The sequence below is a fragment of the Martelella mediterranea genome (genome assembly GCF_021021415.1).
Classification (GTDB): Bacteria; Pseudomonadota; Alphaproteobacteria; order Rhizobiales; family Rhizobiaceae; genus Martelella; species Martelella mediterranea_C.
In genome coordinates this window covers 57,912-78,797 of record NZ_JAINWJ010000029.1, presented here as the reverse complement: position 1 = coordinate 78,797, position 20,886 = coordinate 57,912, and the positions used below count along the sequence as shown (strand labels likewise).

The 20,886-nt window shown below is 61.4% G+C and carries 21 protein-coding genes; 10 read left to right on the top strand and 11 right to left on the bottom strand.

Going from position 1 to position 20,886, the window contains the following annotated elements; translation table 11 throughout:
* Positions 1-23: 23 nt before the first annotated feature.
* From K7H91_RS16635 to K7H91_RS16615, 5 genes are all read right to left on the bottom strand, one after another.
* Positions 24-1,103: an AAA family ATPase gene (locus K7H91_RS16635; protein WP_230721378.1), complete on the bottom strand. Its 1,080-nt coding sequence runs from the start codon at positions 1,101-1,103 to the stop codon at positions 24-26.
* Positions 1,104-1,149: 46 nt separating this feature from the next.
* The gene (gene tnpB / locus K7H91_RS16630; RefSeq protein WP_230721377.1) at positions 1,150-1,500 is read right to left on the bottom strand and encodes an IS66 family insertion sequence element accessory protein TnpB; all 351 of its coding nucleotides are present in this window, start codon (positions 1,498-1,500) and stop codon (positions 1,150-1,152) included.
* A complete protein-coding gene (locus K7H91_RS16625; RefSeq protein ID WP_230721376.1) occupies positions 1,497-1,889 on the bottom strand; it encodes a transposase in 393 nt (130 codons plus the stop codon). Before K7H91_RS16625 ends, tnpB begins: the two co-directional genes overlap by 4 nt.
* A gap of 419 nt (positions 1,890-2,308) precedes the next feature.
* The gene (locus tag K7H91_RS16620) at positions 2,309-3,673 is read right to left on the bottom strand and encodes a surface lipoprotein assembly modifier (protein WP_230721375.1); all 1,365 of its coding nucleotides are present in this window, start codon (positions 3,671-3,673) and stop codon (positions 2,309-2,311) included.
* 5 nt (positions 3,674-3,678) lie between these two features.
* Positions 3,679-4,017 carry a hypothetical protein gene (locus tag K7H91_RS16615; RefSeq protein ID WP_230721374.1) on the bottom strand — a complete coding sequence of 113 codons (339 nt, stop codon included), beginning with the start codon at positions 4,015-4,017 and terminating at the stop codon, positions 3,679-3,681.
* Here K7H91_RS16615 and K7H91_RS16610 point away from each other — a divergent pair.
* The 3 genes from K7H91_RS16610 to K7H91_RS16600 all read left to right on the top strand — a co-directional run bounded on the left by K7H91_RS16610 (position 4,012) and on the right by K7H91_RS16600 (position 6,180).
* Positions 4,012-4,341, top strand: coding sequence for an HlyD family secretion protein (locus K7H91_RS16610; RefSeq protein WP_230721373.1), 330 nt, complete (start codon positions 4,012-4,014; stop codon positions 4,339-4,341). The two genes, K7H91_RS16615 and K7H91_RS16610, sit on opposite strands and share 6 nt — an antisense overlap.
* A gap of 496 nt (positions 4,342-4,837) precedes the next feature.
* Positions 4,838-5,095 carry a helix-turn-helix domain-containing protein gene (locus K7H91_RS16605; protein ID WP_230721372.1) on the top strand — a complete coding sequence of 86 codons (258 nt, stop codon included), beginning with the start codon at positions 4,838-4,840 and terminating at the stop codon, positions 5,093-5,095.
* Positions 5,096-5,577: 482 nt separating this feature from the next.
* Positions 5,578-6,180, top strand: coding sequence for a hypothetical protein (locus tag K7H91_RS16600; protein WP_230721371.1), 603 nt, complete (start codon positions 5,578-5,580; stop codon positions 6,178-6,180).
* Positions 6,181-6,835: 655 nt separating this feature from the next.
* On the opposite strand, the gene K7H91_RS16595 is transcribed toward K7H91_RS16600, so the two are convergent.
* Complete coding sequence (locus K7H91_RS16595; protein WP_230721370.1) at positions 6,836-7,720, bottom strand: dihydrodipicolinate synthase family protein; 885 nt, start codon at positions 7,718-7,720, stop codon at positions 6,836-6,838.
* Between the two features lie 9 nt (positions 7,721-7,729).
* The gene (pdxA, locus tag K7H91_RS16590; RefSeq protein WP_230721369.1) at positions 7,730-8,704 is read right to left on the bottom strand and encodes a 4-hydroxythreonine-4-phosphate dehydrogenase PdxA; all 975 of its coding nucleotides are present in this window, start codon (positions 8,702-8,704) and stop codon (positions 7,730-7,732) included.
* A gap of 165 nt (positions 8,705-8,869) precedes the next feature.
* On the opposite strand from pdxA, the gene K7H91_RS16585 reads away from it, so the two are divergent.
* Positions 8,870-9,925, top strand: a complete 1,056-nt coding sequence (locus K7H91_RS16585; protein ID WP_230721368.1) for a four-carbon acid sugar kinase family protein — start codon at positions 8,870-8,872, stop codon at positions 9,923-9,925.
* A complete protein-coding gene (locus tag K7H91_RS16580; RefSeq protein ID WP_230721367.1) occupies positions 9,922-10,662 on the top strand; it encodes a FadR/GntR family transcriptional regulator in 741 nt (246 codons plus the stop codon). The genes K7H91_RS16585 and K7H91_RS16580 overlap by 4 nt, the downstream gene beginning before the upstream one ends.
* Positions 10,663-10,714: 52 nt before the next feature.
* On the opposite strand, the gene K7H91_RS16575 is transcribed toward K7H91_RS16580, so the two are convergent.
* Together K7H91_RS16575 and K7H91_RS16570 are read right to left on the bottom strand one after the other, a co-directional pair.
* Positions 10,715-11,836: an iron-containing alcohol dehydrogenase gene (locus K7H91_RS16575; protein ID WP_230721366.1), complete on the bottom strand. Its 1,122-nt coding sequence runs from the start codon at positions 11,834-11,836 to the stop codon at positions 10,715-10,717.
* 11 nt (positions 11,837-11,847) lie between these two features.
* The gene (locus K7H91_RS16570) at positions 11,848-13,041 is read right to left on the bottom strand and encodes a sialidase family protein (protein ID WP_230721365.1); all 1,194 of its coding nucleotides are present in this window, start codon (positions 13,039-13,041) and stop codon (positions 11,848-11,850) included.
* 337 nt (positions 13,042-13,378) lie between these two features.
* On the opposite strand from K7H91_RS16570, the gene K7H91_RS16565 reads away from it, so the two are divergent.
* The 4 genes from K7H91_RS16565 to K7H91_RS16550 all read left to right on the top strand — a co-directional run bounded on the left by K7H91_RS16565 (position 13,379) and on the right by K7H91_RS16550 (position 18,430).
* Positions 13,379-14,878 carry an ABC transporter substrate-binding protein gene (locus tag K7H91_RS16565; RefSeq protein ID WP_230721364.1) on the top strand — a complete coding sequence of 500 codons (1,500 nt, stop codon included), beginning with the start codon at positions 13,379-13,381 and terminating at the stop codon, positions 14,876-14,878.
* A 71-nt stretch (positions 14,879-14,949) separates the two neighbouring features.
* Positions 14,950-15,864, top strand: a complete 915-nt coding sequence (locus K7H91_RS16560; protein ID WP_024708576.1) for an ABC transporter permease — start codon at positions 14,950-14,952, stop codon at positions 15,862-15,864.
* A gap of 45 nt (positions 15,865-15,909) precedes the next feature.
* Complete coding sequence (locus K7H91_RS16555) at positions 15,910-16,809, top strand: ABC transporter permease (protein WP_230721399.1); 900 nt, start codon at positions 15,910-15,912, stop codon at positions 16,807-16,809.
* A complete protein-coding gene (locus K7H91_RS16550; RefSeq protein WP_230721363.1) occupies positions 16,802-18,430 on the top strand; it encodes an ABC transporter ATP-binding protein in 1,629 nt (542 codons plus the stop codon). The genes K7H91_RS16555 and K7H91_RS16550 overlap by 8 nt, the downstream gene beginning before the upstream one ends.
* A gap of 44 nt (positions 18,431-18,474) precedes the next feature.
* On the opposite strand, the gene K7H91_RS16545 is transcribed toward K7H91_RS16550, so the two are convergent.
* Both K7H91_RS16545 and K7H91_RS25725 read right to left on the bottom strand, forming a co-directional pair.
* The gene (locus K7H91_RS16545; protein ID WP_230721362.1) at positions 18,475-19,197 is read right to left on the bottom strand and encodes a LytR/AlgR family response regulator transcription factor; all 723 of its coding nucleotides are present in this window, start codon (positions 19,195-19,197) and stop codon (positions 18,475-18,477) included.
* Positions 19,185-20,216, bottom strand: coding sequence for a sensor histidine kinase (locus K7H91_RS25725; RefSeq protein ID WP_230721361.1), 1,032 nt, complete (start codon positions 20,214-20,216; stop codon positions 19,185-19,187). Before K7H91_RS25725 ends, K7H91_RS16545 begins: the two co-directional genes overlap by 13 nt.
* Between K7H91_RS25725 and K7H91_RS16535 the strand changes: the two genes are divergently transcribed.
* Positions 20,217-20,648, top strand: a complete 432-nt coding sequence (locus K7H91_RS16535; protein WP_230721360.1) for a hypothetical protein — start codon at positions 20,217-20,219, stop codon at positions 20,646-20,648.
* Positions 20,649-20,886 lie beyond the last annotated feature (238 nt).

Sequence of the window (20,886 nt, the reverse complement as noted above, 5' to 3'; positions counted from 1 at the left end):
CCGGATATTCGACTGCCCGTCGATCATTGCAGCACCGGCTGCTTTTCCAGCACCTCCGCGCGTGCCAGCATGCGGTTGATCGAGCGCAGGTTCAGGGGCCGCCGCCGCGTTTGCTGCTGCTCGATAACCTCGGCGATCACATCGACGGATAATTCCGAAAGCCCGCGCTTTCTGCCCTCTCTTTGAGCAAAGCTGATCATGTCATGTGGCCTTACGACGGACAGGTTCACGATGTTCAGCCGGGTTTGCAGCGGTTCCGGAATGCCGACAAGACTGTTCGAAGTCAGGATCCAGCCGATCCACGACATATCGAATCTGAGCTGATAGAAGGGGCACTCCCACCGCGCCGCCGTGGCTGGCTCCAGCAATGAAAGCAATGCATCGGGCAGGCTGCAGCGAGCCCCGTTTGTCGAGACTGCAACGCCGGCCTTCTCGATCTCATCGATGACGATGACCGGATTGGCAACCTTGTGCTGGATGACCGTCTGGATCGGTTTGCCGGGATGCGCCGAACCCCAACCACGCTGGGAGCCCGCGACAGCGAAAGAAGCCTGTTCGCCAGCCGCATCAATTGTCCGCAGCGGTACCTGAAGCACTTCGCTTACCTTGCGGGCCCAGACAGACTTGCCGATGCCGGGCGGCCCGTTCAGCAACAGAGGCGGAAGGCGGAAGCCAGCCATGCCAGAGCGAACGGATAGCCGCATCGCCTGCCAGAACAGCTCTGTCGCCGGCGCCATCCATGGCATTTCTGCGTGAAGCGCTGCCGCAATCTCATCAGCGCGCGCCTCGTTTTCGATTTCGATCACCTGCACGCCGGTATTCAGTATTTCAATCGCCTTGCGGTCCTCGGGCCTCAGATGCATGATCCCGGACACCTTTTCCCGCCCCTTGATGATCCGTACTGCCCATCGCCTGATCCGTGCCCGGTCGCGACTTGTCACAATGTCTCTCGAGCGATGCCAGTCGTCCTCGTCGGAAAGCTCTTCGACAGACTGCTTGTCCTCGCGCAGCTTGCGAAGGTGGTTTTCAAACCGGTATTCAAGATCGGTTTCGCTGTCGCCGACCGGGAACAGCTTCGCCTCGACAAAGGGGATACGCGTCATACTACAATGTCCGGATACAGAAATAAGAAGGGAAGAGACGGCCTGATCAGGCGATCTTTGGGTGAGTGTAATGGGCAGTTGCGACCCGGCCCCAATCGAGGCCTTCAAACAGAGCCTCGAACTGCGCCTTCGTCAGCGTGACCGTGCCGCCCTGCATTTTCGGCCAGACGAAACCGCGGCCCTCGATACGTTTGTAGATCAGCACGAGACCGGTCCCGTCCCACATCAACACCTTGGTCTTGTCGCTCCCTTTGGAGCGGAAGACGAAGAAGGCGCCGCAAAACGGATCGAGGTCGAAATGGCGCAAGACATGGGCAGCCAAGCCATCCATGCCCTTGCGGAAGTCGACGGGATCGGTGGCCAGATAGATCTTGAAGGTGCTCGACGGAAAGATCATGAGAACTGCCCCGCGACGCGGATCAGCTTCGCCAGTTCGGCATCAGCGATACTCAAAGGAAATTCCAGGCAAACGCCGCCGACCAGAAGTCGGCCACTTGAGCCGCTTTCCCTGCTGGGGTCAGCCAGGCGGGGTGGTTCGTTATCCAGTTTGACCTCGGCAAAGGGGTGAAGGCCTTCGCGCTCAACGTCGGTCGCCCGCGCTTCCGCCAGCTTGACCCATTTGCGCACAAGGAAATCTCGCGTGCCAAGTTCATCGGCGATCAATTTAACCGGGCATCCTTCGTCCCGAACCCGACGGACCGCTTCACGCTTTAACGACTTCGGCCAGATCTTCCTGCCATCGGTCGAGAGCCCGACCTTGAAGCCCCAGATATCCACTGACGCCATTCTTCCCTCCTGATTTCAAAGGTAGGGAGAAATTACCATCTGGCGATTTGGCTTCGATAGCCCAATTCTCAGGGGCTCGATGCAACGCTTACAAGGAGTCTGCCGCACTGGCGGCGTGACCCGAAGCAGTTCAAAGGAGCAAGTAACACGAACAAAGCTTTCGCTCGAAAGGGCGATGCCCGGATCGTTCCGTGGGGACGATGGGCGAGGCGATCTCGTTGAGAGTCCCGAATCTGCCGAACCAAGGTTTGCAAGGTCGTGAAACAGATTGAGACGCCTCGCTCTCCTGACCCATCATGCGGCGGCCCCGGGCAAATCACCGGTGCGCCGACCGCGAAGAGAAGCGAGTGACCTGCGGAACGGTCCGAGAAAAAGTGCAGGAGAACCTTGACCACAACGACCCCAATCAGAGAAGACTCTCAGAATTTCTTCGTCAGATAGGTTGAAAGCGTGTTCTTCGAAAAATCATAGACATCGACATTCGAGAAGTTCTGGGTGTAGGCGTATTCGATGCGTGGGGCGAAGCCCTGGATCGCCAGATTGCGCAGCGTGATGCCGAGCGATGCCTGGATACGCTGATCGGAGCGTTTTTCGCCGGCCAGATAGGTTATGTCCTGATATTTGCGATCATCCGCGAAAATCGAGATATCGGAAATCGCGCCGAAACTCCATTCCCGGAAATACTGCGCGTTCAGAGAAAGGCGGACATAGCTGTTGGTGTCGTTCGCCGCATCGACATAGCCGATATTGCCGCCGAAACGCACTGAGCTCGCGGATGAGATGGCATAGAGATGGCTGATCCCCAGCACGGTTTCGCTGCCGTCAAGTTCATCGCGGTCATGGTAATCAAGCTTGCGCCACATGCCGCGCAGCGTTGTGACCCCATTTCGGCCCATATTGTGCCGCAGTGAGAAAGCCGGGCCGAGCGACCAGCGATAAGGCTCTTCGCCCTTCATCACATACTGGCCGACAAGGCCTCCGGTCACCGTCCAGTCTCCGATTTCCCGGCGATAGTCGACGAAACTGTCGAAGTAGCTCGTGTTGAAACTGGTATCGCGGTACCAGTCGCCGTTGACCCCGCCGCCTATTGTAATCGATGAGACTTCATCGAGGTCGAATCGGTAGGATCCGTTCAGCCCGTAGCCATAGCCGATGCCGCTCTTCTTTTCGGCAGGCAGTATAGGTATGCCGCCGATATAGACGAGGTCGGCGTCGGGGGCTTCGGTAATGTTGGTGCTGGGCGCTATCGAGAGATAGCCGCCAAGCGACCAGGGGCGGATCGTGCGGGCCTTGGCGGCAAGGCGCTCGTAGAACGCGCGCTCATCGGCGCTGTTGGCGCTGCCGGCCAGAAGTTCGAAGTGATGCAGCGATGCATTGCCCTCGCCCTGTTCGTAGAGAACGCTGGCCAGCTCACGCCGGACATTGCGGGCCTCGGGGTTCTGAGAAAGGATGGCGCGAAGAGCGCTTGCCGCTTCCGGCAACCGGCCCTGCTGTTCCAGAATGAGGGCCTGCGTGAAGGCGGCGGCGAGCGCCTTGCCATTTTGGTCAGTGGCGAAGCTTTCCGCCAGAGACATCGCATTTTCATACTGGCCGTATTCAACCAGAACGCGCACCGCGTCAAAGCCGGTGACGGTGGATTTTTTTGCGAAGCCCCATTGCGGGGCGCTTATCATGAAGAACCCAAGGGTGAACGCAAAGAGGCAGTCGCGCCGTATGCGTTTCAGCCCCTGACCCAGGCCGCGCGCCGGGTTTCCGGCGCGCGGCTCAAATCGGCGGTTGGCCATCAGTCTCAGTCTGCCCGATTCGCCTGGAACACGCCGATAGTTGCCTTGGTCGGATTTTCAGCATTGTCGAAGGCAGCCACACTGCCGGCCGTCGAACTCGCGCCGCCGCCAAAGAGCGAGCCCTTGACAAGGGAACCTTCGCCGGCCGCATTGCCACCGATCGTCACGCTGTCAGCCACATAGGCGGCGCTGTTCTTGTCGAGCGTACCGGCAAAACCGACATCGTCCATCGCGCCGATCGCGTCATTGCCATCATAGATGGTCAGGCCACTGAAATCGCCGGAAACCGCACCGCTTTGAAAGTCGACAGCAATTTCGCTGGAGCCGGAAACCAGGCCGTGCATGTCGATCCCACGCAGATCGACCGTATCAGCACCGGCCAGGCGGCGGTGGTCAAGTTTCCGAATTTCAACGCCCGCACAACTCCGGAATTCGACGGCTATGTAAGCACCATCTCCGCAGACGCCCTTGCCGGCGAGGACGGCAGCCAGCGTTTCTACCGCGTCGAAATCGCCCTCGACAACCCGTCGCTCGAAGCGGCGAAACAGCACGGCATCATGCCCGGCATGCCTGTCGAAGCCTTCATCCAGACCGCTGCCAGAAGCCCCGCATCATACCTGCTCAAACCGTTCACCGATTACCTCGATCAGGCTTTCAGGGAGGAGTGATAGTGGGCAGATTTTCCGCCATTCACCTTATGTGCAGGCCTACCTGCCCGACTTTCACTGCGACCGATGCAGAAGGCACCTCCTTTTCGTCATGCTTCAGACTGCAAATATGCCACCCGAGATTGCGTAACACCACCTCGCAGCATAGCCTCTCTTTTGAGTCCTGTTACCAAGAACAAAAAGTGAACGAAATTGTTGGCTAATAGCTATAAATGCGAAAATTAGAATTATTTTCTATTTTTCGCACAAAAATCAATTTTTGCCAACTAGTTGAATTTAATGATATTGCGGTGCAAGACGTTCTATTTTTCGCATTTTTTGTGAGTAAAAATAAGCATTTCAACTTTTTATCATACCGCCTCGTCGTTAAGCCGGCGGCAAGTCGAGAATATGCCGTTTAGCAAATTTTTTCACTTCACGCTTGACCGTAAGAATCGCGCTGGCTACGATTCGCTTACCGAATTCAAGAAACCGAATCGTTCTCAGGAATGAACGCATGTCTCACCAAACGATCCGCTTCGACCTGTCCAAACCGAAAGACAGAGGGAAGTTCTTAAGGAATGTGATGCTTGACAGAGCGCTAAGCTCAAGTGATCTGGCTGACCACATTCAGGTGAGCAAAGCGACCGTAAGTGCGGTTCTGAATGGAAAGAAACAGTCGCGGCGTGTTGTGCGCGCAATGGCAACATACCTCAAGCTCGATCCGGATATATTCTATCCGGAAACTCCCGACGAAACGTCATCAAGAGAATAGGCTAAGACGCTGCCGGCCAGGTGAACTTTATTCGGCACGGTGAATGCTAAAATCAAAACACTTTCAGAAATTCGCATTTATCAGGAACTGTGTATGGAAGGAGATATTCTGGAAGCAAACGCGTACAGCCTTCACGCTATATGAGCGCGTTCCCGCTTGGAGGGTAGCGTTCGCGGATTCTCGCTGAACCCCTGCGTCTAAGCTGAAACTAAATTTGGGCGGTCTGCCGCTCGCAAATGCTGGACAGGAAAGGAAACGAACATAAGCAAAACATATATGGCCAAGGCCAAAACAGAAAAGGCGTGATTGCGTCAACAATCACGCCTTTCCGAAAAGAAGCAGACGCCTCTTCGTAAGCACCACCTCAATAGCACGGCTGTGCCGGGGTGGGAAGGGTGTCGCTTCTCCTCAACATCTGAATTGAACAGACCCGAGAAGCCAGGCTTCTCGGGCAAGGAGACCCTATGCCTATTGCACGGCACATGAATTTCGAAATCCCGTCCGAACACCCTTACGCCAATCAACCTGAGCTCTGGGATTGCACCATCCAGCCGCCGCCGCTTGCCGATCTCGACGATCCGCATCGGCTATCGCGCTCACACCTGCAGAAGATCGAGCTGGGGAAATCCAGTGGCTCCTGTAAGGTTGCCTTTGTCACGCGGCTGCACCGGTCGACCGTCTTGCAGGAATTCTGGTGCGCCTCATATGAGGAGTCGCAGGTTTATCTGAACCTTGCCGCCCATCCCGATACGGTCAACTTCAAGGAACAGTTGACCCGCATCGACTATGTCGATGATTCCGGCAAGGACAGGCATACGATCATGGATGCGCATCTGCTTCTTCGAAACAGCGAGGAAGTGCTTGTCTCCGTCAAATATGACGAGAAAGCCCGGCGCCCTTCGTATTTGGAGGAAATCCGGAAAATCGCAGAGCAGTGCTCGACTGAAATCGCCGATCGTATCGTGGTGGCATCCCGCTACCATTTCCATCCTGTCTACCGAGAATGCGCTCGGCTCATTCATCTGGCCCGACGAGGTTGGGACGAGGTCGACCACACAAGGAAGCGACGGCGATCGGCAAAATAGAAGCCCCAAAAAAAATCAGGTTTCTGTTCAGGGCTGCTCCTTCGGGTGCGTTGTATCAGCCCCACGCATAACCGTTAAATCTGAGACGGATTTCAGATGTCGGAAGACGGAATTCGGGTGTCGGAAACGAAAAACCGTCTTGTCGGAGGACGGAATGCAATATTGATTTTATTGACTTTTTAGTTCTTCCAGAACGGTGTTTCGATGTCGGACGACACTTTGTGTCGTCCGACACGGAAACACCGACTTTGCGACAAAAGTCGGTTTTTGCGAAACCACGGACCACGGCCAGAAGACGCTCACGAATGTTGCCGACTGTCGCCAAGGAAAATCGAGCGCCGCCTCATCAAGCATGTTAAGCTTGCCGTTGAAATACTGATGGATATCCCGCTCGGCAGGGCTCGTGCACATCCCGGCGACAGTTGTCTCGTTTTGAAAGCCATATCGCGAGATGCAATACAGCGCCGCTTCAGCGATCCTCTGCCCTCGCCGGGCGTCGATTCGACGTATGCCAGCGCCGTTGCTCTTTTTGTCCTAAACCGCCTTCGGGCTACGGCCACTCTGCAGTTACATCCCAGCATTCATGCCGCATCCTCGCAGCGATAGATGAACGAGAGGGGGCCGGATACAGAGATTTTGAGACCGAAGCGGCGAGCTACAGGTCGTAACGCGCCAATATCGCCTCGATCGCCCGATCCTGCTCCGGATCCGGCAAAAGCGCGGGCTGGCGGGAGAGGCCGACGGACGGGTCGCGCAGATAGAGCGCCCGCTTCACCAGGGCCGGCGGATAGCCGAGCTTGTAGAGATCGGTGCGGAAGGCGGCGTAGGTTTCCTGGGCCTTGGCCGCCCCCGCCTCATCGCCTGCGTTGACGCATGAAACGATCCTGGCCAGCACGTCGGGCATGACGTTGCCGAGGCCGGAGATGCAGCCCTTCGCGCCATTGGTCAGCGCCCAGTGTACAAGCTGGTCCGGACCGGAATAGACCTCAAAACCGTCAACGTCGCGGCCGACCGCCATATAGGCCTCGAGCGTGTCCTGCGCGCCGCCTGAATCCTTGATTCCGGCAATGTTGCCATGGGCGGCCAGCCGGCGCGCGGTCTCCGGCTCGATATGGTTCTGGGTGCGCGCCGGGATGTCGTAGAGATAGATCGGCGTTTCCATAGCATCGGCAACCGTGGTGAAATGGCGCTCGAGCCCATCCTGCGTGCAGGCGATGAAGAACGGCGTGATGACGGCGATGCCATCGACGCCGATGCGGTCGAATTCGCGCGCCAACTTCATCGTCTCGAAGGTCGCTGGCATGCCGGCATTGACGATGACGCGGGCGCGGCCGGCGACCTCGTCAACCACCTCGCCGCAAAGCCGCACCTTCTCGTCGAAGGTCAGCGCGGAAAAATCGCCGTTGGTGCCGGCGCACATGATGTTGTTGCCGGCCGAAACCTGCCGGCGCACCTGCGCCCGCGTCGCCGCGTAATTGATGGTTTCGTCGTCGTTGAAACAGGTGACGAGCGCGACGAACGCTTCCTTCTTGTCGGTCATTCTTCCCCCTCAGCCGCGCGCGGCGGCGCCCATTCTTGCGGCATAATCGAGCGCCGCGAGCATGTTGACGTGATTGGCCCTGCCCGTGCCGGCGATATCGAAGGCCGTGCCGTGATCGACCGAGCAGCGATCGATCGGCAGGCCGAGCGAGACGTTGACGGCGGTATCGAAGGCAACGAGCTTGATCGGGATATGGCCCTGATCGTGATACTGGGCGACGACCAGGTCGAAGGCGCCGTTATAGGCGCGATGATAGACGGTATCGGCCGAGATCGGCCCTTCCACATGGATGCCCTCGGCCTTTGCCGCCGCCACGGCCGGCGCGATCGCCTCGTCATCCTCCCGGCCGAAAAGCCCGTTTTCGCCGCAATGCGGATTGATGCCCGCCACCGCGATGCGTGGCGCTTCGAGCCCCATGCGCTTCATATGTTTGTGGCCGGTGCGGATGGTTTCGAGCACCCGCTCCGTGGTGGCCCGCCCGATTGCGTCCTTCAGCGACACATGGGTCGAGACATGCACGACGTTGAGCCGCTCGGAGGCGAGCAGCATCCACGAGGATTTCGATCCCGTCAGATGCGCCAGCATGCCGGTATGGCCATCATAGTGATGCCCCGCCGCATTCAGCGCTTCCTTGTTGATCGGCGCGGTGACGATGCAGGCGGCCTCGCCGCCCATGGCCAGTTCCACCGCGCGGGCGATATAGCGATAGGAGGCCTCGCCGCAAGCCGGGCTCAGGACGCCGAATTTGCCCGGCAATCCATCGACGGCGATATGGTCGACGCGGATACCGTCACCGGCATCATCCGGCGCGAGAATCGGCAGGTCGAGGCCGCACACCGCCGCGGCGCGGGCGACCGTGGACCGGTCCCCGATGACGCGGACGTGCCGGCGCAAGGCGGCATCGCGCGCGGCCAGCGCCCTCACCGTTACCTCAGCGCCCACCCCGGAGGGATCCCCCATGGTGATGACGATTGACTGTTTCATGAAGGCCTCCCGAGAACGACGCGTCGCACAGCTTTTAACTTATAGGTAAATAGGTTTCAATAACTGGCACATAAATTAATGGGAAACGTCATTTCACCTTGAAATTTATCCTCTTTTTATCGCAAGATCGAGACATAACAATAATGACAACCTCGGGAGACGATTGTGCCGCCGGACGTTCTGATCATAGCCGATGACCTGACGGGGGCGCTCGATTCGAGCGTTGCCTTTGCGGGACCGGGGCGATCCGTGCTGGTGGCGCGCAATCCGGATGCCATTCCCGCGCTTCTGCACCAATCGCCGGATGTGCTCGCCGTCAATACGGCAAGCCGGGAATGCGACGCGGAGGAAGCGGCGCAGTGCGTGGCGGCGGCCCTCGCCCATCTGCCGATGAGCGAAGTTCCGATCATCATGAAGAAGGTCGACTCGCGGCTCAAGGGTAATATCGCTGCCGAAATGGGCGCGCTACAGGCAACCCTCGGCACGCGCCGCATCATCGCGGCCCCGGCGATTCCGTCGATGGGCCGTCGCGTAACGGGCGGCATGCTGAGTGGTGATGGCATTGCCGCGCCGATCGACGTGGCATCCCGCATCGGGGTTCCGGCCGAAATACCGGATACCGAGAGCAACCGCGACATGGATGATCTTGTTCGTTCCGCCGGCTCTGGCGGGTTGTGGGTGGGGGCGCGCGGCCTCGCCTTTGCGCTGGCGCGCGCCGCAGGACGCCCCGGACCAAGGCCCTTCCGGCTCCCGCCCCCGCTGATGATCATCAACGGCTCGCGCGATCCGATCACGGTAGCGCAAGTGGATCGCCTGCGGGCGCTGACATCGGTACTCGAAGCGCCCGATGGTGGGGTTCCGGCAATTGCCGAGACCCAATTGCCGCTCGCCGTGTCCATCTGTGATGGCGGCGGCGGCCTTTCCGGCGAAGCTGCCGGCGCCCGTTTCTGCGACGGCGTCAGCCGCCTGCTGCAGGCACTCAGGCCACGGTCGCTGCTGGTAGCGGGCGGTGAGAGCTGCAACGGCATACTGGACCGCCTCGATATCCGGAGTTTACAAGTGGCCGCCGAATTGCGGCCCGGCCTGCCGGTCAGTCACGCCGCTGCGCCTTGGGGAAATTTACAACTCGTGACAAAATCGGGCGGTTTTGGTACGCCGTCGCTTCTCGCCGAGATTTTTGTCGAGGCGGAGAGCGGCGATGACGAAGAGGACATGCGATGACCGACAATCTGAACCAGGACGCGGATCGCGGCGCCGCCCAACGGCGCACCTCGTTATCAGACAAGGTCTATGAGGCGCTGCGCGGACGGATCATGCGCGGCGATTACGGCGCCAACGAAAAACTGCCGGCGGAAAAGGATCTCTCCGTCAAATTCGGCGTGTCGCGCCCGGTGCTGCGCGTGGCGCTGGAGCGGCTGCGCGACGAGCGCCTGATCTATTCGCGCCAGGGCGCCGGCAATTTCGTGCGGATCAAGCGCGAGACGGCGCTCGGCTACACGCCCGTCGAAACCATCGCCGATATCCAGCGCTGTTACGAGTTCCGCCTGACCGTCGAGACCGATGCCGCCGCCCTCGCCGCGCTGAGACGCAACGAGGCGGCGCTCGCCGAAATGGAACGGGCGCTGCACCTCCTGTCGGATGCGACAGGCCAGCAGCTTCACCGCGAGGACGCCGATTTCGCCTTTCACCAGTCCGTCGCCCAGGCCACCAACAACCAGTATTATGGCGAGACGCTGAAGGCGCTGCGCGACCACATCTATGTCGGGATGAAGCTCCACGGCGAGACGCTGATGTCCGATGGCGCCTGGGCGCTGGAGGAGGTGCTGGCCGAACACAAGGCGATCTACACAGCGATCAGGGAACGCGCGCCGGACGCAGCCCGCGCCGCCATGCGCGCCCATATCGAGCATTCACGCGAGCGCCTTTTCGGCGGCGGCCTGTTCGATCTTTCACTCTGAAAAACAGGGTGGAGACGGCGACGCAGCCGCCCTCCCCTTCTTGCGGCAATGCCTAGAACGCAGCCCGATATATCGCATGCACATCGTCGACCGACATGTCGCGCGGGTTGTTGTCCATCAGCCGGCGGATGGCGTGGGCCTCTTCGGCCCAGAGCCGCAGATCCGCCTCGTCGGCGCCGTGGGCGCCAAGCCGCATCTCGACGCCGAGACGCTCGCAGAACTGGTGGGCGGCGCGGTGCACCGCTTCCGGCGTTTCCGCGGCAAGGCCGAGCGCGGCCATAATTTCCCCGGTCTTTTCCACCGCCACGGGCTGGTTAAAGGCGAGCACATGCGGAAAGATGATGGCGTTGGCGAGCCCGTGCGGAAGGTCGAGCCGGGTGCCGAGCGGATAGGCAAGCGCATGGCCCGCAGCGGTATTGACCGGCCCAAGGCAGATACCGCCGTAATAGGAGGCGAGCATCATGCCCGCGCGCGCCTCGGCGTCATTGCCGTTTTCAACCGCGCGGCCGAGATATCGGCCGATCAGGCCGATGCCGAGCCGGGCGTAGCCATCGATCAGGTCGTGGGCCCGGATATTGGTGAAAGCCTCGACGCAATGGGCCAGCGCGTCGATCCCCGTCGCCGCCGTTACCGCCGGCGGCACGGAATAGGTCAGCTCGGGGTCGAGGATGGCGATATCGGCCAGCAGAAACGGGCTTTCGACCGCCAGTTTCGACTTGGTTTCAGGATCGGTCAGAAGCGCCCTTATGCCGGCTTCCGAGCCGGTGCCCGCCGTGGTCGCGACCTGCGCCAGCGGGGTGCGCCTGCCCGCCACCTTGTTCGGACCCACGACATCGCGGACAGATTGCTCCCCGTCCCAGAGCGCCGCCGTCAGCTTGGCGACATCGAGAACCGAGCCGCCGCCGAGACCGACGATGAGGTCCGGCGTGTGCGCACGGGCCGCCTCCAGAACGGCCTCGAATGCGGGAAGATCCGGCTCCGGCGGCGCGTCGGCATAGACCCGCACATCGCCGGGAAGACGAAGCCGCTCGACATAATGCGCCGTCGGGCCGCCAGCGATGACGAAAGGCCGTTTGGCGTCGGCCGCCCACGCGCCGAGCCGTGCCGCCGTGCCGACGCCGACTTCAAGTCGCTTCGGTTGATGGAGCGTGATCGGGCGATCCATGCTGTTCATTTTCTCTCCTTTCACGTCCGGCGGTCCGGAACCCGCGCGACAAGCGCCGCGACGGTTTCGGCATCGAGCGCGACATGCCGGATGGCCCGGCGGTAAAGCGTATAGGCGATATCGAGCCCGCCATCGGCGCGCGGCAGCAGCACCGGGTAGGAAAGCTCCTTGTTGCGGCCATCGAGCGAGTTGTTGGTGAGGCAGGTGCCGGAGCTCTCCTCGATCGTGTAGCGCACCGGAAAGGTGCGGCCGCCATCGCCCGAAAGACAGAGCGTGAGCGGCGCGCGCTCGACGCCCCAGATCGGGTTGCAGCCTTCGCGGGCCTCCGGCCGGGCGTCGTCCGCCTCCTCAAGCTCGTCATAAAGCGAGGCGCGGCGCGCATCCGATTGCGCGGCCGAGACCGGATTGCAGACCATGGCCACGATATTCCCCTCAAGGCGCACGGCGTTGACCGAGCTGTTGTTGTTCGGCACATCCGTCGGCGCGGGCGCGCTCCAGCTTCGCCCGCCGTCATGGCTTTCGGAGCGATGGACGAAATCGGACTGGCGCCGGCGATAAAGCGCGATCATCTCGTCCCCGCCAAGGCTGACCGGCGTCATGTGCACGGACCCGGCCGAGCCCGGAATGTCGACAACCTCAAAGCTTTCGCCATCATCCGTGCTGACGGCGAGAGCCGCGGTGTCGAAGGCGCCGGTCCAGCGAATGCCGGGCCGCGGATTGCAACGAAACAAAGGCAAGCACCAGGCTCCGTCATCCCGCACATAGGGAGCGGCGCGAACGAAGGTGCCGGGCGGCAGGCCGGTGTCGCGCGCCTCGGCAGCCGCCAGCCGGCGGCCTTCCAGCGTGAGCCGGCGCATGAAGACGCGCGACTCATCCTGATTGCCGGCGGGCTGTGCGGTGTTGAAAAGCAGGATCTCGCCTGCCGGCGTCACGAAGATCACCGGGTTCTGTTCCGAGCGCTCAGGGTCATCCGTCAACCGAACGGCTTCGCCCCACGCCTCTGCGTCGGAATCGAGCAAGGCGGCATGGATGGAAATGTCGGACTTGCCTTCCAGCGTGCCGCCAAACCAGGCGCAGACAAGGCTCTCGCCCGGCAGGCGCGACAGGAAGGCGGCATGGTTTTGCACCGTCGGCGCGGGAAGAACGGCCTGCCTGCCGTCCGGACGCGTCTCAAATTTTCCCGTCATTGTCCGGGCGATATCCTCCGGCGTCATGCACATGCTCCTCCGCTTGATTCTGGCCTTCAAAAAACAGGCGCAAAAACAAGTTGTCAAGTTGAAGTTTTCAGCGACGAGCTCTTTCGTTCGTGCAGACGTATTAATTTAATATTTAATTTCAATTAGTTAATTCAATATCGAAATCCAGCATCGCCTATAAATCGAGAAGACGTTTGACAAAGGTTATCAACTTTACCAATATTGCGCAGAGCTTGATCCGGCATTCAGGCCGGACCTGCGTCATCGACGGGCCATGTCAGTCCTTTTTTTGCGCGGGCAGCGGCGCGAGGGCCTGAACGACGTTATGCTGCGACGTTCCTGGAGGAGGAAAACAATGAAACGCACAACTTTGCTTGCCGGGCTTTTGCTGGCGTCGTCGCTGACGCCGGCCTTTGCACAGGAGGAAGGATCGGTCACCGTCGTTCTGGCGGAAGAGCCGGATCTGGTCGAGCCGTGCATGGCGACGCGCTCCAATATCGGGCGCATCGTGCTCCAGAACATCTCCGAAACGCTGACGGAACTGGACGTTCGCGGCGATGAGGGGCTGAAACCGCGCCTGGCCGAAAGCTGGGAAATGACCGACGACAACACCTGGCGCTTCCACCTGCGCGAGGGCGTCAGCTTCTCCGACGGTTCGGCCTTCGACGCGGAAGACGTGAAGCATTCCTTCGACCGGGCGCAGAGCGACCAGATCGTCTGCGAGATCTCGCGCTATTATGACGGGATCACGATCACGCCGTCGGTTGTCGACGAGCACACGATCGACTTCACCACCGATCCCGCGCAGCCGATCCTGCCGCTGCTGCTGTCGCTCCTGACCATCGTGCCGTCGGAAACGCCGATCGAATTCACCCGTGAACCGATCGGCACCGGACCTTACGTTCTTACCGACTGGACGCCGGGCCAGTCCATCACGCTGACCCGTCGCGACGATTACTGGGGCGACGCTCCGGCCGTGGAGATGGCGGAATACGTCTTCCGCACCGACGCCGCCGTACGCGCGGCCATGGTGGAGACCGGCGAGGCTGACATCGCGCCCTCGATCTCGGCCATCGACGCGACCACCGATCTCGACCACCCCTACCCGAACTCGGAAACGACCTATCTCCGGATCGACCACTCCGTACCGCCGCTTTCCGACAAGCGCGTTCGCGAGGCGCTGAACATCGCCATCGACCGGGAAGCCTTCATCGGCACCATCCTGCCCGAAGGCGCGGATATCGCCACGGCGATCAACGTGCCGACAACGCTCGGCTGGAACCCCGACACCGAAGCGTGGCCCTATGATCCCGAGCGCGCGCGTCAACTTCTCGAGGAAGCCGCCGCCGACGGCGTTCCGGTGGACACCGAAATCCTGCTGGTCGGCCGCACCGGCAACTTCCCCGGCGCCACCGAATTCTACGAAGCGATCACTAGCATGCTGAACGAGGCGGGCTTCAACGTGAAGCTCCAGATGGTCGAGGTGGCGGAACACGAACAGTTCTACTCCAAGCCCTATGTCGATGATCACGGCCCGATCATGGTCGGCGCGCAGCATGACAATTCGCGCGGCGATCCGGTGTTCTCGATGTTCTTCAAGTACCACTCCGAAGGCCGCCAGTCCGGCATTGCCGACGCGCATGCCGACGAGCTGATCGAGGAAGCAACGGCGGCAACGGGCGAGGAGCGCGAGGCGCTGTGGTCGGAACTCTTCGGCTACCTGCATGACGATGTTATCGCGGACGTGCTGCTCTTCCACATGGTCGGGTTCGCCCGCGTGGGTGAAGATGTCGACTTCACGCCCACGATCGCGACCAACAGCCAGCTTCAGCTTGCCGAAATCGGCCTGAAGTAAGACTTTTCGAACGAAGAGCGCGCGCGGTCCTCCCGCGCGTGCTTCCCTTTTTTTGAGAACGAGAGAACACGATGAAGAAAACGCTGGGAAAACGCGGGTTGACGAGCTTCGTCTCGCTGCTGGTCCTGATCGTGCTTGTGTTCTTCCTGTCCCGGCTCACCGGCGATCCGACATCGCTTTACTTGCCGGTCGACGCATCCGAGACGATGCGCGAGAATTTTCGTGAAATACACGGCCTGAACGACCCCGTTCTGGTGCAGTTCTGGCACTATGTCACCGATATCGCCCGTCTCGATTTCGGCGACAGCCTGAGAAAGGCCCGCCCCGCGCTGGAAGTGGTCATCGAGGCCTTCGCCTGGACGCTGCAGCTTGCCTTCATCACCATGGTCCTGGTCACGGCCGCCGCCATCACGGTCGGCGCGATCGCCGCCTTCAATGTCGGCACCTGGTTCGACCGGGCGGCCTCCGTCCTGTCGCTGATCGGCGCATCGGCGCCGGATTTCTGGGTGGCGATCGTCGGCATCGTGGTCTTTTCCGTCACGCTCGGCTGGCTTCCCACCTCGGGAACGGGCACGCCCTGGCACTGGGTGCTGCCCGTGGCCGTGCTGTTCATCCGGCCTTTCGGGCTGATCCTGCAGATCGTGCGCGGATCGATGATCAACGCGCTCGGCTCCGCCTATGTGAAAACGGCGCGCGCCAAGGGCGTGAAGAACCGGCCGATCATTTTCGTCCATGCGCTGCGCAACGCCATGCTGCCGGTGATCACCGTGATCGGCGATCAGGCTGCGGCGCTTCTGAACGGCGCCGTGGTCGTGGAAACCATTTTCGGCTTTCCCGGCGTCGGCAAGCTGATGATCGACTCCATCATGCAGCGCGACTTCAACGTCATCCTGGCCGCCATCATGGTGACCGCGATCGCGATCTTCATCATGAACCTCCTGATCGATCTCGCCTATGCGGTGCTCGATCCGCGCATTCGAACCTGAGGAACGCCGATGAGTGCACCCATCACACAAACCGGCGGCGAGACCATGGGCCGACAGGAACCCGGCGCCTTCCGGCGCTTTCTCAAAATGCTGTGGGCCGACAAGCTCGCCTTCGCGGCCGTGCTGTTCCTGATCGCCATCGTGGCTTTCGCGATCTTCGGCCCGATGCTGTTCGACAGCGTCGCCGCAAAGCAGAACCTGCGCGCCCGCAACGCGCCGCCGTTTTCCCTTGATCGCGGCTTTCTCTATCTGCTCGGCGGCGATGCGCTTGGCCGCCCGCTTCTGGCCCGCATCATCGTCGCAGCCCGCAACACAATGGTGGTGTCCGCCGGCGCGGTTGCCGCCTCGTTACTGATCGGGTCCACGCTCGGCCTCATCGCCGGCTACCGCGACAGATGGCACAGCGAAATCATCATGCGGCTTGCCGACGTCATCATGTCGTTTCCCTCGCTGCTTCTGGCCGTCACCGTGCTCTACGTGCTGGAGCCGTCAATCGCCAATCTGGTGCTGGTGCTCGCCATTACCCGCATCCCGATCTATCTGCGCACCACCCGCGCCGAGGTGCTGGAAGTGCGCAAGCGCATGTTCGTGCAGGCGGCGCAGGTGATGGGCGCCTCCAATCTGCGCATCGTGCTGTTTCACATTCTGCCGGTGGTGCTGCCGACGCTGCTGACCATCGCGACGCTCGATTTCGCCTTCGTGATGCTGGCCGAATCCGCCCTCTCCTTCCTCGGCATCGGCATACAGCCGCCGGAAATCACCTGGGGGCTGATGGTAAGCCAGGGACGGCAATATCTGACCAGCGCCTGGTGGCTCGCCTTCTGGCCGGGGCTTGCGATCATTCTGACCACAATGTCGCTCAATCTGCTCTCGAGCTGGATGCGGATCGCGCTGAACCCGACCCAGCGCTGGCGGCTGGAAATCGGAGGAAAGTCCAATGGCTAGCTCCCACCTCCTCGAAGTGCGCAACCTCTCGGTCCGCTTCCACACCGCGCGCGGTACGGTCGACGCCGTCAATGACGTGTCATGGCATCTGGACCGGGGCGAGACGCTGGCGATCCTCGGCGAAAGCGGCTCGGGCAAATCGGTCTCGGCGTCGGCGATCATGAACCTGATCGACTGCCCGCCCGGCGAGATCGTGAGCGGCGAAGTGCTGTTCGAGGGTCGCGACCTGCTGACGCTTTCCAGCGAGGAACGCCGCCGGATCAACGGCAAGCGGATCGCGATGATCTTCCAGGACCCGCTCAGCCACCTGAACCCGGTCTATCCGGTCGGCTGGCAGATTGCCGAAGCGGCGATGTGCCACGGCACCGGCAAGGACGAGGCTTTTGCCCGCGCCCTGAAGCTGATGGAGCGCGTCGGCATTCCCGACGCCACGGCCGCGCTGAAGAAATACCCGCACCAGTTTTCCGGCGGACAGCGCCAGCGGCTGATGATCGCCATGGCGCTGGCGCTCAAACCTGACATTCTGATCGCCGACGAGCCGACCACCGCGCTCGACGTCACCGTGCAGGCGGAGGTGCTGTCGCTCTTGGAGGAGTTGCAGGCAGAAACCGGCATGGGCCTGCTGCTGATCACGCACGACCTCGGCGTTGTCGCCGAGGCAGCGGACCGGGCGGTGGTGATGGAAGGCGGAAGGATCGTCGAGACCGGCACGCCGCGCGACCTCTATCACAATGCAAAGCACCCCTACACGCGAAAGCTTCTGGCCGCGGCCCCCGGCAAGGGCGAGATGCGAACGGGCGAAAGCGCGCGCCAGCCGATCCTGCAGGTCTCCGGCCTCACCAAGACCTACGGCGCGTTCACCGCGCTGAAGAACGCCGATTTCGAGCTTCATGCCGGCGAGACCCTCGCCGTCGTCGGCGAAAGCGGCTCGGGCAAATCGACCGTCGCCAAGCTGATCCTCAGGCTCGAGGAGGCCTCCGGCGGCAAGGTGCTCTGGAAGGGCGAGGATCTGCTGACCAAATCGCACCGGCAGATGCGCGCCGTCCGCCGCCACCTGCAGATGGTCTTTCAGGACCCGACGCAGTCGCTCAACCCGCATATGTCGATCTACCAGATCATCTCAGAGGCTTGGGTCATTCACCCCGACATCCTGCCGAAGGCGCAATGGCGCGACCGGGTGAATGAGCTGCTGCAGCAGGTGGGGCTGAAGCCCGAGCATGCGGCGCGACATCCACATCAGTTTTCCGGCGGCCAGCGCCAGCGCATCGCGATCGCCCGCGCCCTTGCGCTCGAGCCCGAGGTGATCATCTGCGACGAGGCGGTCTCCGCGCTCGATGTCTCGATCCAGGCACAGGTGATCGCCCTTCTCGGCGAACTGCGCGACCGGCTCGGCATCGCCTTCATCTTCATTGCCCACGACCTGCCCGTGGTGCGCGACTTCGCCGACCGGGTGCTGGTGATGCAGCGCGGCGAGATTGTCGAACAGGGCAGCGTCCGCCAGATTTTCGAAAACCCGCAGGAACTCTACACCCAGCGCCTCCTCGCCGCCGGCCTCGATCCCGATCCGGACGTGCAGGCAGAACACCGGAAGGCGCGGCTGGTGCTGGAGCGCGCCCGATAGGGCATACTTTCGCTTGCCTCCAAGTAACTGCAATCAGCCGACGCTCAGTCATCCAGAAGCTGGCGCAGGCGCCTGGTTGCGGAGCGGCCGAGGGGAATTTCACGACCGGCCGCACTGAAACGCAGAACGCCTCGCCCGCCGGCCTGCCATTCGACCGCGTGGATCTGTTCGAGGTTGACGATCAGCGAGCGGCTCAGCCGGCAAAAGGGAGGCGATGGCAGGTCGGCCTCGAACTTGCCGAGCAGGCCGCCGGCGAGATAGGTCTGGTCGCTATCGAGATGTACGCGGGTAAAATCCGCCTCGGCCTGCAGCAGCGTGATCGTATTGACCGACACCATCACCGACGACATCATCGATTTCAGCAGAATGCGCGCCGGCGGCCGGGTTTTGACGGCGCCTGCCGGCTGCTGCTGGGCAAGGCGTTCCCTGAGTCGGTTGACCGCTGTTTCCAGCCGGTCCGGGTCAACCGGTTTCACCAGAAAGTCGAGCGCAGCCACGTCGAACGCATCGATTGCATAAAGACTGTAGGCCGTCACGACGATCACCGCGGTATCGGGCGACAAGTCGGTGATGATGTCGAAGCCCTTGCCGCTCGACAGCTCGATATCCAGAAACACCGCATCAGGGCGCAGCGTGGCGACGAGGTCGCGCGCCTGGTCGATCGTACCGGCCTCGCCGACGATGTCGATATCATCGAAGGCGGCGAGCATGCGCGTGAGGCCGCGCCGGGCCGGCGGTTCGTCATCGATGAGAACTACACGCGGCATGCGGACCCCCTCAGCATCAGCCTGGCGACGACGCGGTCGCCGACCTGTTTCAGCGTCAGTTCGTAGCCCTCCGGATAGTGAAGATGAAGACGCTGTCTGGTATTGGCAAGGCCGATGGCCGGTCTGTCCGGCCGTTCCGGCAGCAGCGTTCCCGAGTTCACGACCTCGATGACGATACTGCCCGCGTCGAAGCGTTGGACCGTCACGCCGATCTCAATGGCGTCATCCTGATGCCGCAGGCCGTGCTTGACGGCGTTTTCCACCAGCGCCTGAAGGATCATGTGCGGCACCAGCACGTTGAGGGCTTCGGGATCGACGGTGACGGTCGTCCTCAGCCTTTCCTCGAAGCGCAGTTCCTGAATGCGCAGATAGGCGCGCATCGCTTCCACTTCGTCGGCGAGCGGGCAGCGCGAATGGGCGGCGTGGTCGAGACAATAGCGCAGATAGGCGGAAATGCGGCGCACCATCTCCAGCGCCTCGTCGGGCCGATCGTGAATTTCCGAGGCGACCGAATTCAGCGCGTTGAAGAGAAAATGCGGGGCAAGTTGCAGATGCAGCCGCTCCATTTCCAGCCGGACGGCCTCTGCCTGCGCCTCGGCGGCGCGCAGGCGCTCGGAGCGCGCCTCCAGCAGCGCCGTGCGCCAGAAATACATCAGCGACCAGCCGATAAGCAGGATCGTGTAGAATACGGTCATCATCGCCGGGCTGAGCGGAAGAGGCATGTCGTCGAGCACCAGACGGCGCACGATATCGGCGATGCCGTGCAGCAGGAAGCCGCCGACGACGGAAAAACAGAGCAGGAAGACGACGATCGGGATGGACGTAACCCGGCGGCGACGCGACAGGAAAAATACATGCACCGCGCCGGTCATGAGAAAGGCGATCGGATCCACGATCAGCGTCATCGCCGTTGCGGCGAAGACATCGCCGAAGGTGATGAGCCGCGCGGTCCAGCCAAACAGGATCAGAAAGCTCCACACGGCGCACTGCGCGCCCCAGAATGTCCGGAGGATGGGCACATGTCTGCCAAGCTGCGGGTTTTTGCCCACACTGACATCCGCGGCATCAAGATGCGCCGTATCACTGAACATGGTCGGGCACCCTTCCCTTCCCCCCGCGTCGATTGCCGCCAACTTACGCTCATCCCGCGCGGGAACGAATGCCGGTTCATCGAAAAAATAACCACGTTCATCGAAATGCGGATGAATTCGCACTGTCGGTCGGCATGCCGTACATCCGTCGCGACGGCGTTTCGCGTGAACGCCCGAAACTCGGCGCCATTATTGACGCGACGGTCTGGCTTGTACTTTGGATTGAATAAGCGTTCCCGCTACGAACAGAAGCTTGACCGCACCCGCTCACCGAAGATCGAGCTGTTGCGGCAGATGCCTTTCGTCATGCCGCCGGCATCGGCCTTGTATTCCAAGCCGAGAACCCGGCGCGGCGGGTGAGGACAGGCCCTCCCGAAAGGCGCGCCAAACGAACTGGTCGCCTATATCCATCCGTGCAGTCGATACATCGAACCGCCATCCGACCGATTGGCCAACCAGGAGCTCCGAAAACCCAGCGGCGTTGATGGCGCGTCCCGGCTTTCGCAACAGCCTCTGCTTTGAAAAGGCCGCTCGGGCAACAAAGGCAGCAGGTCCACGCCGAAGCCATGAGCATGGCGCTTGGCGCGCCATGCCATCT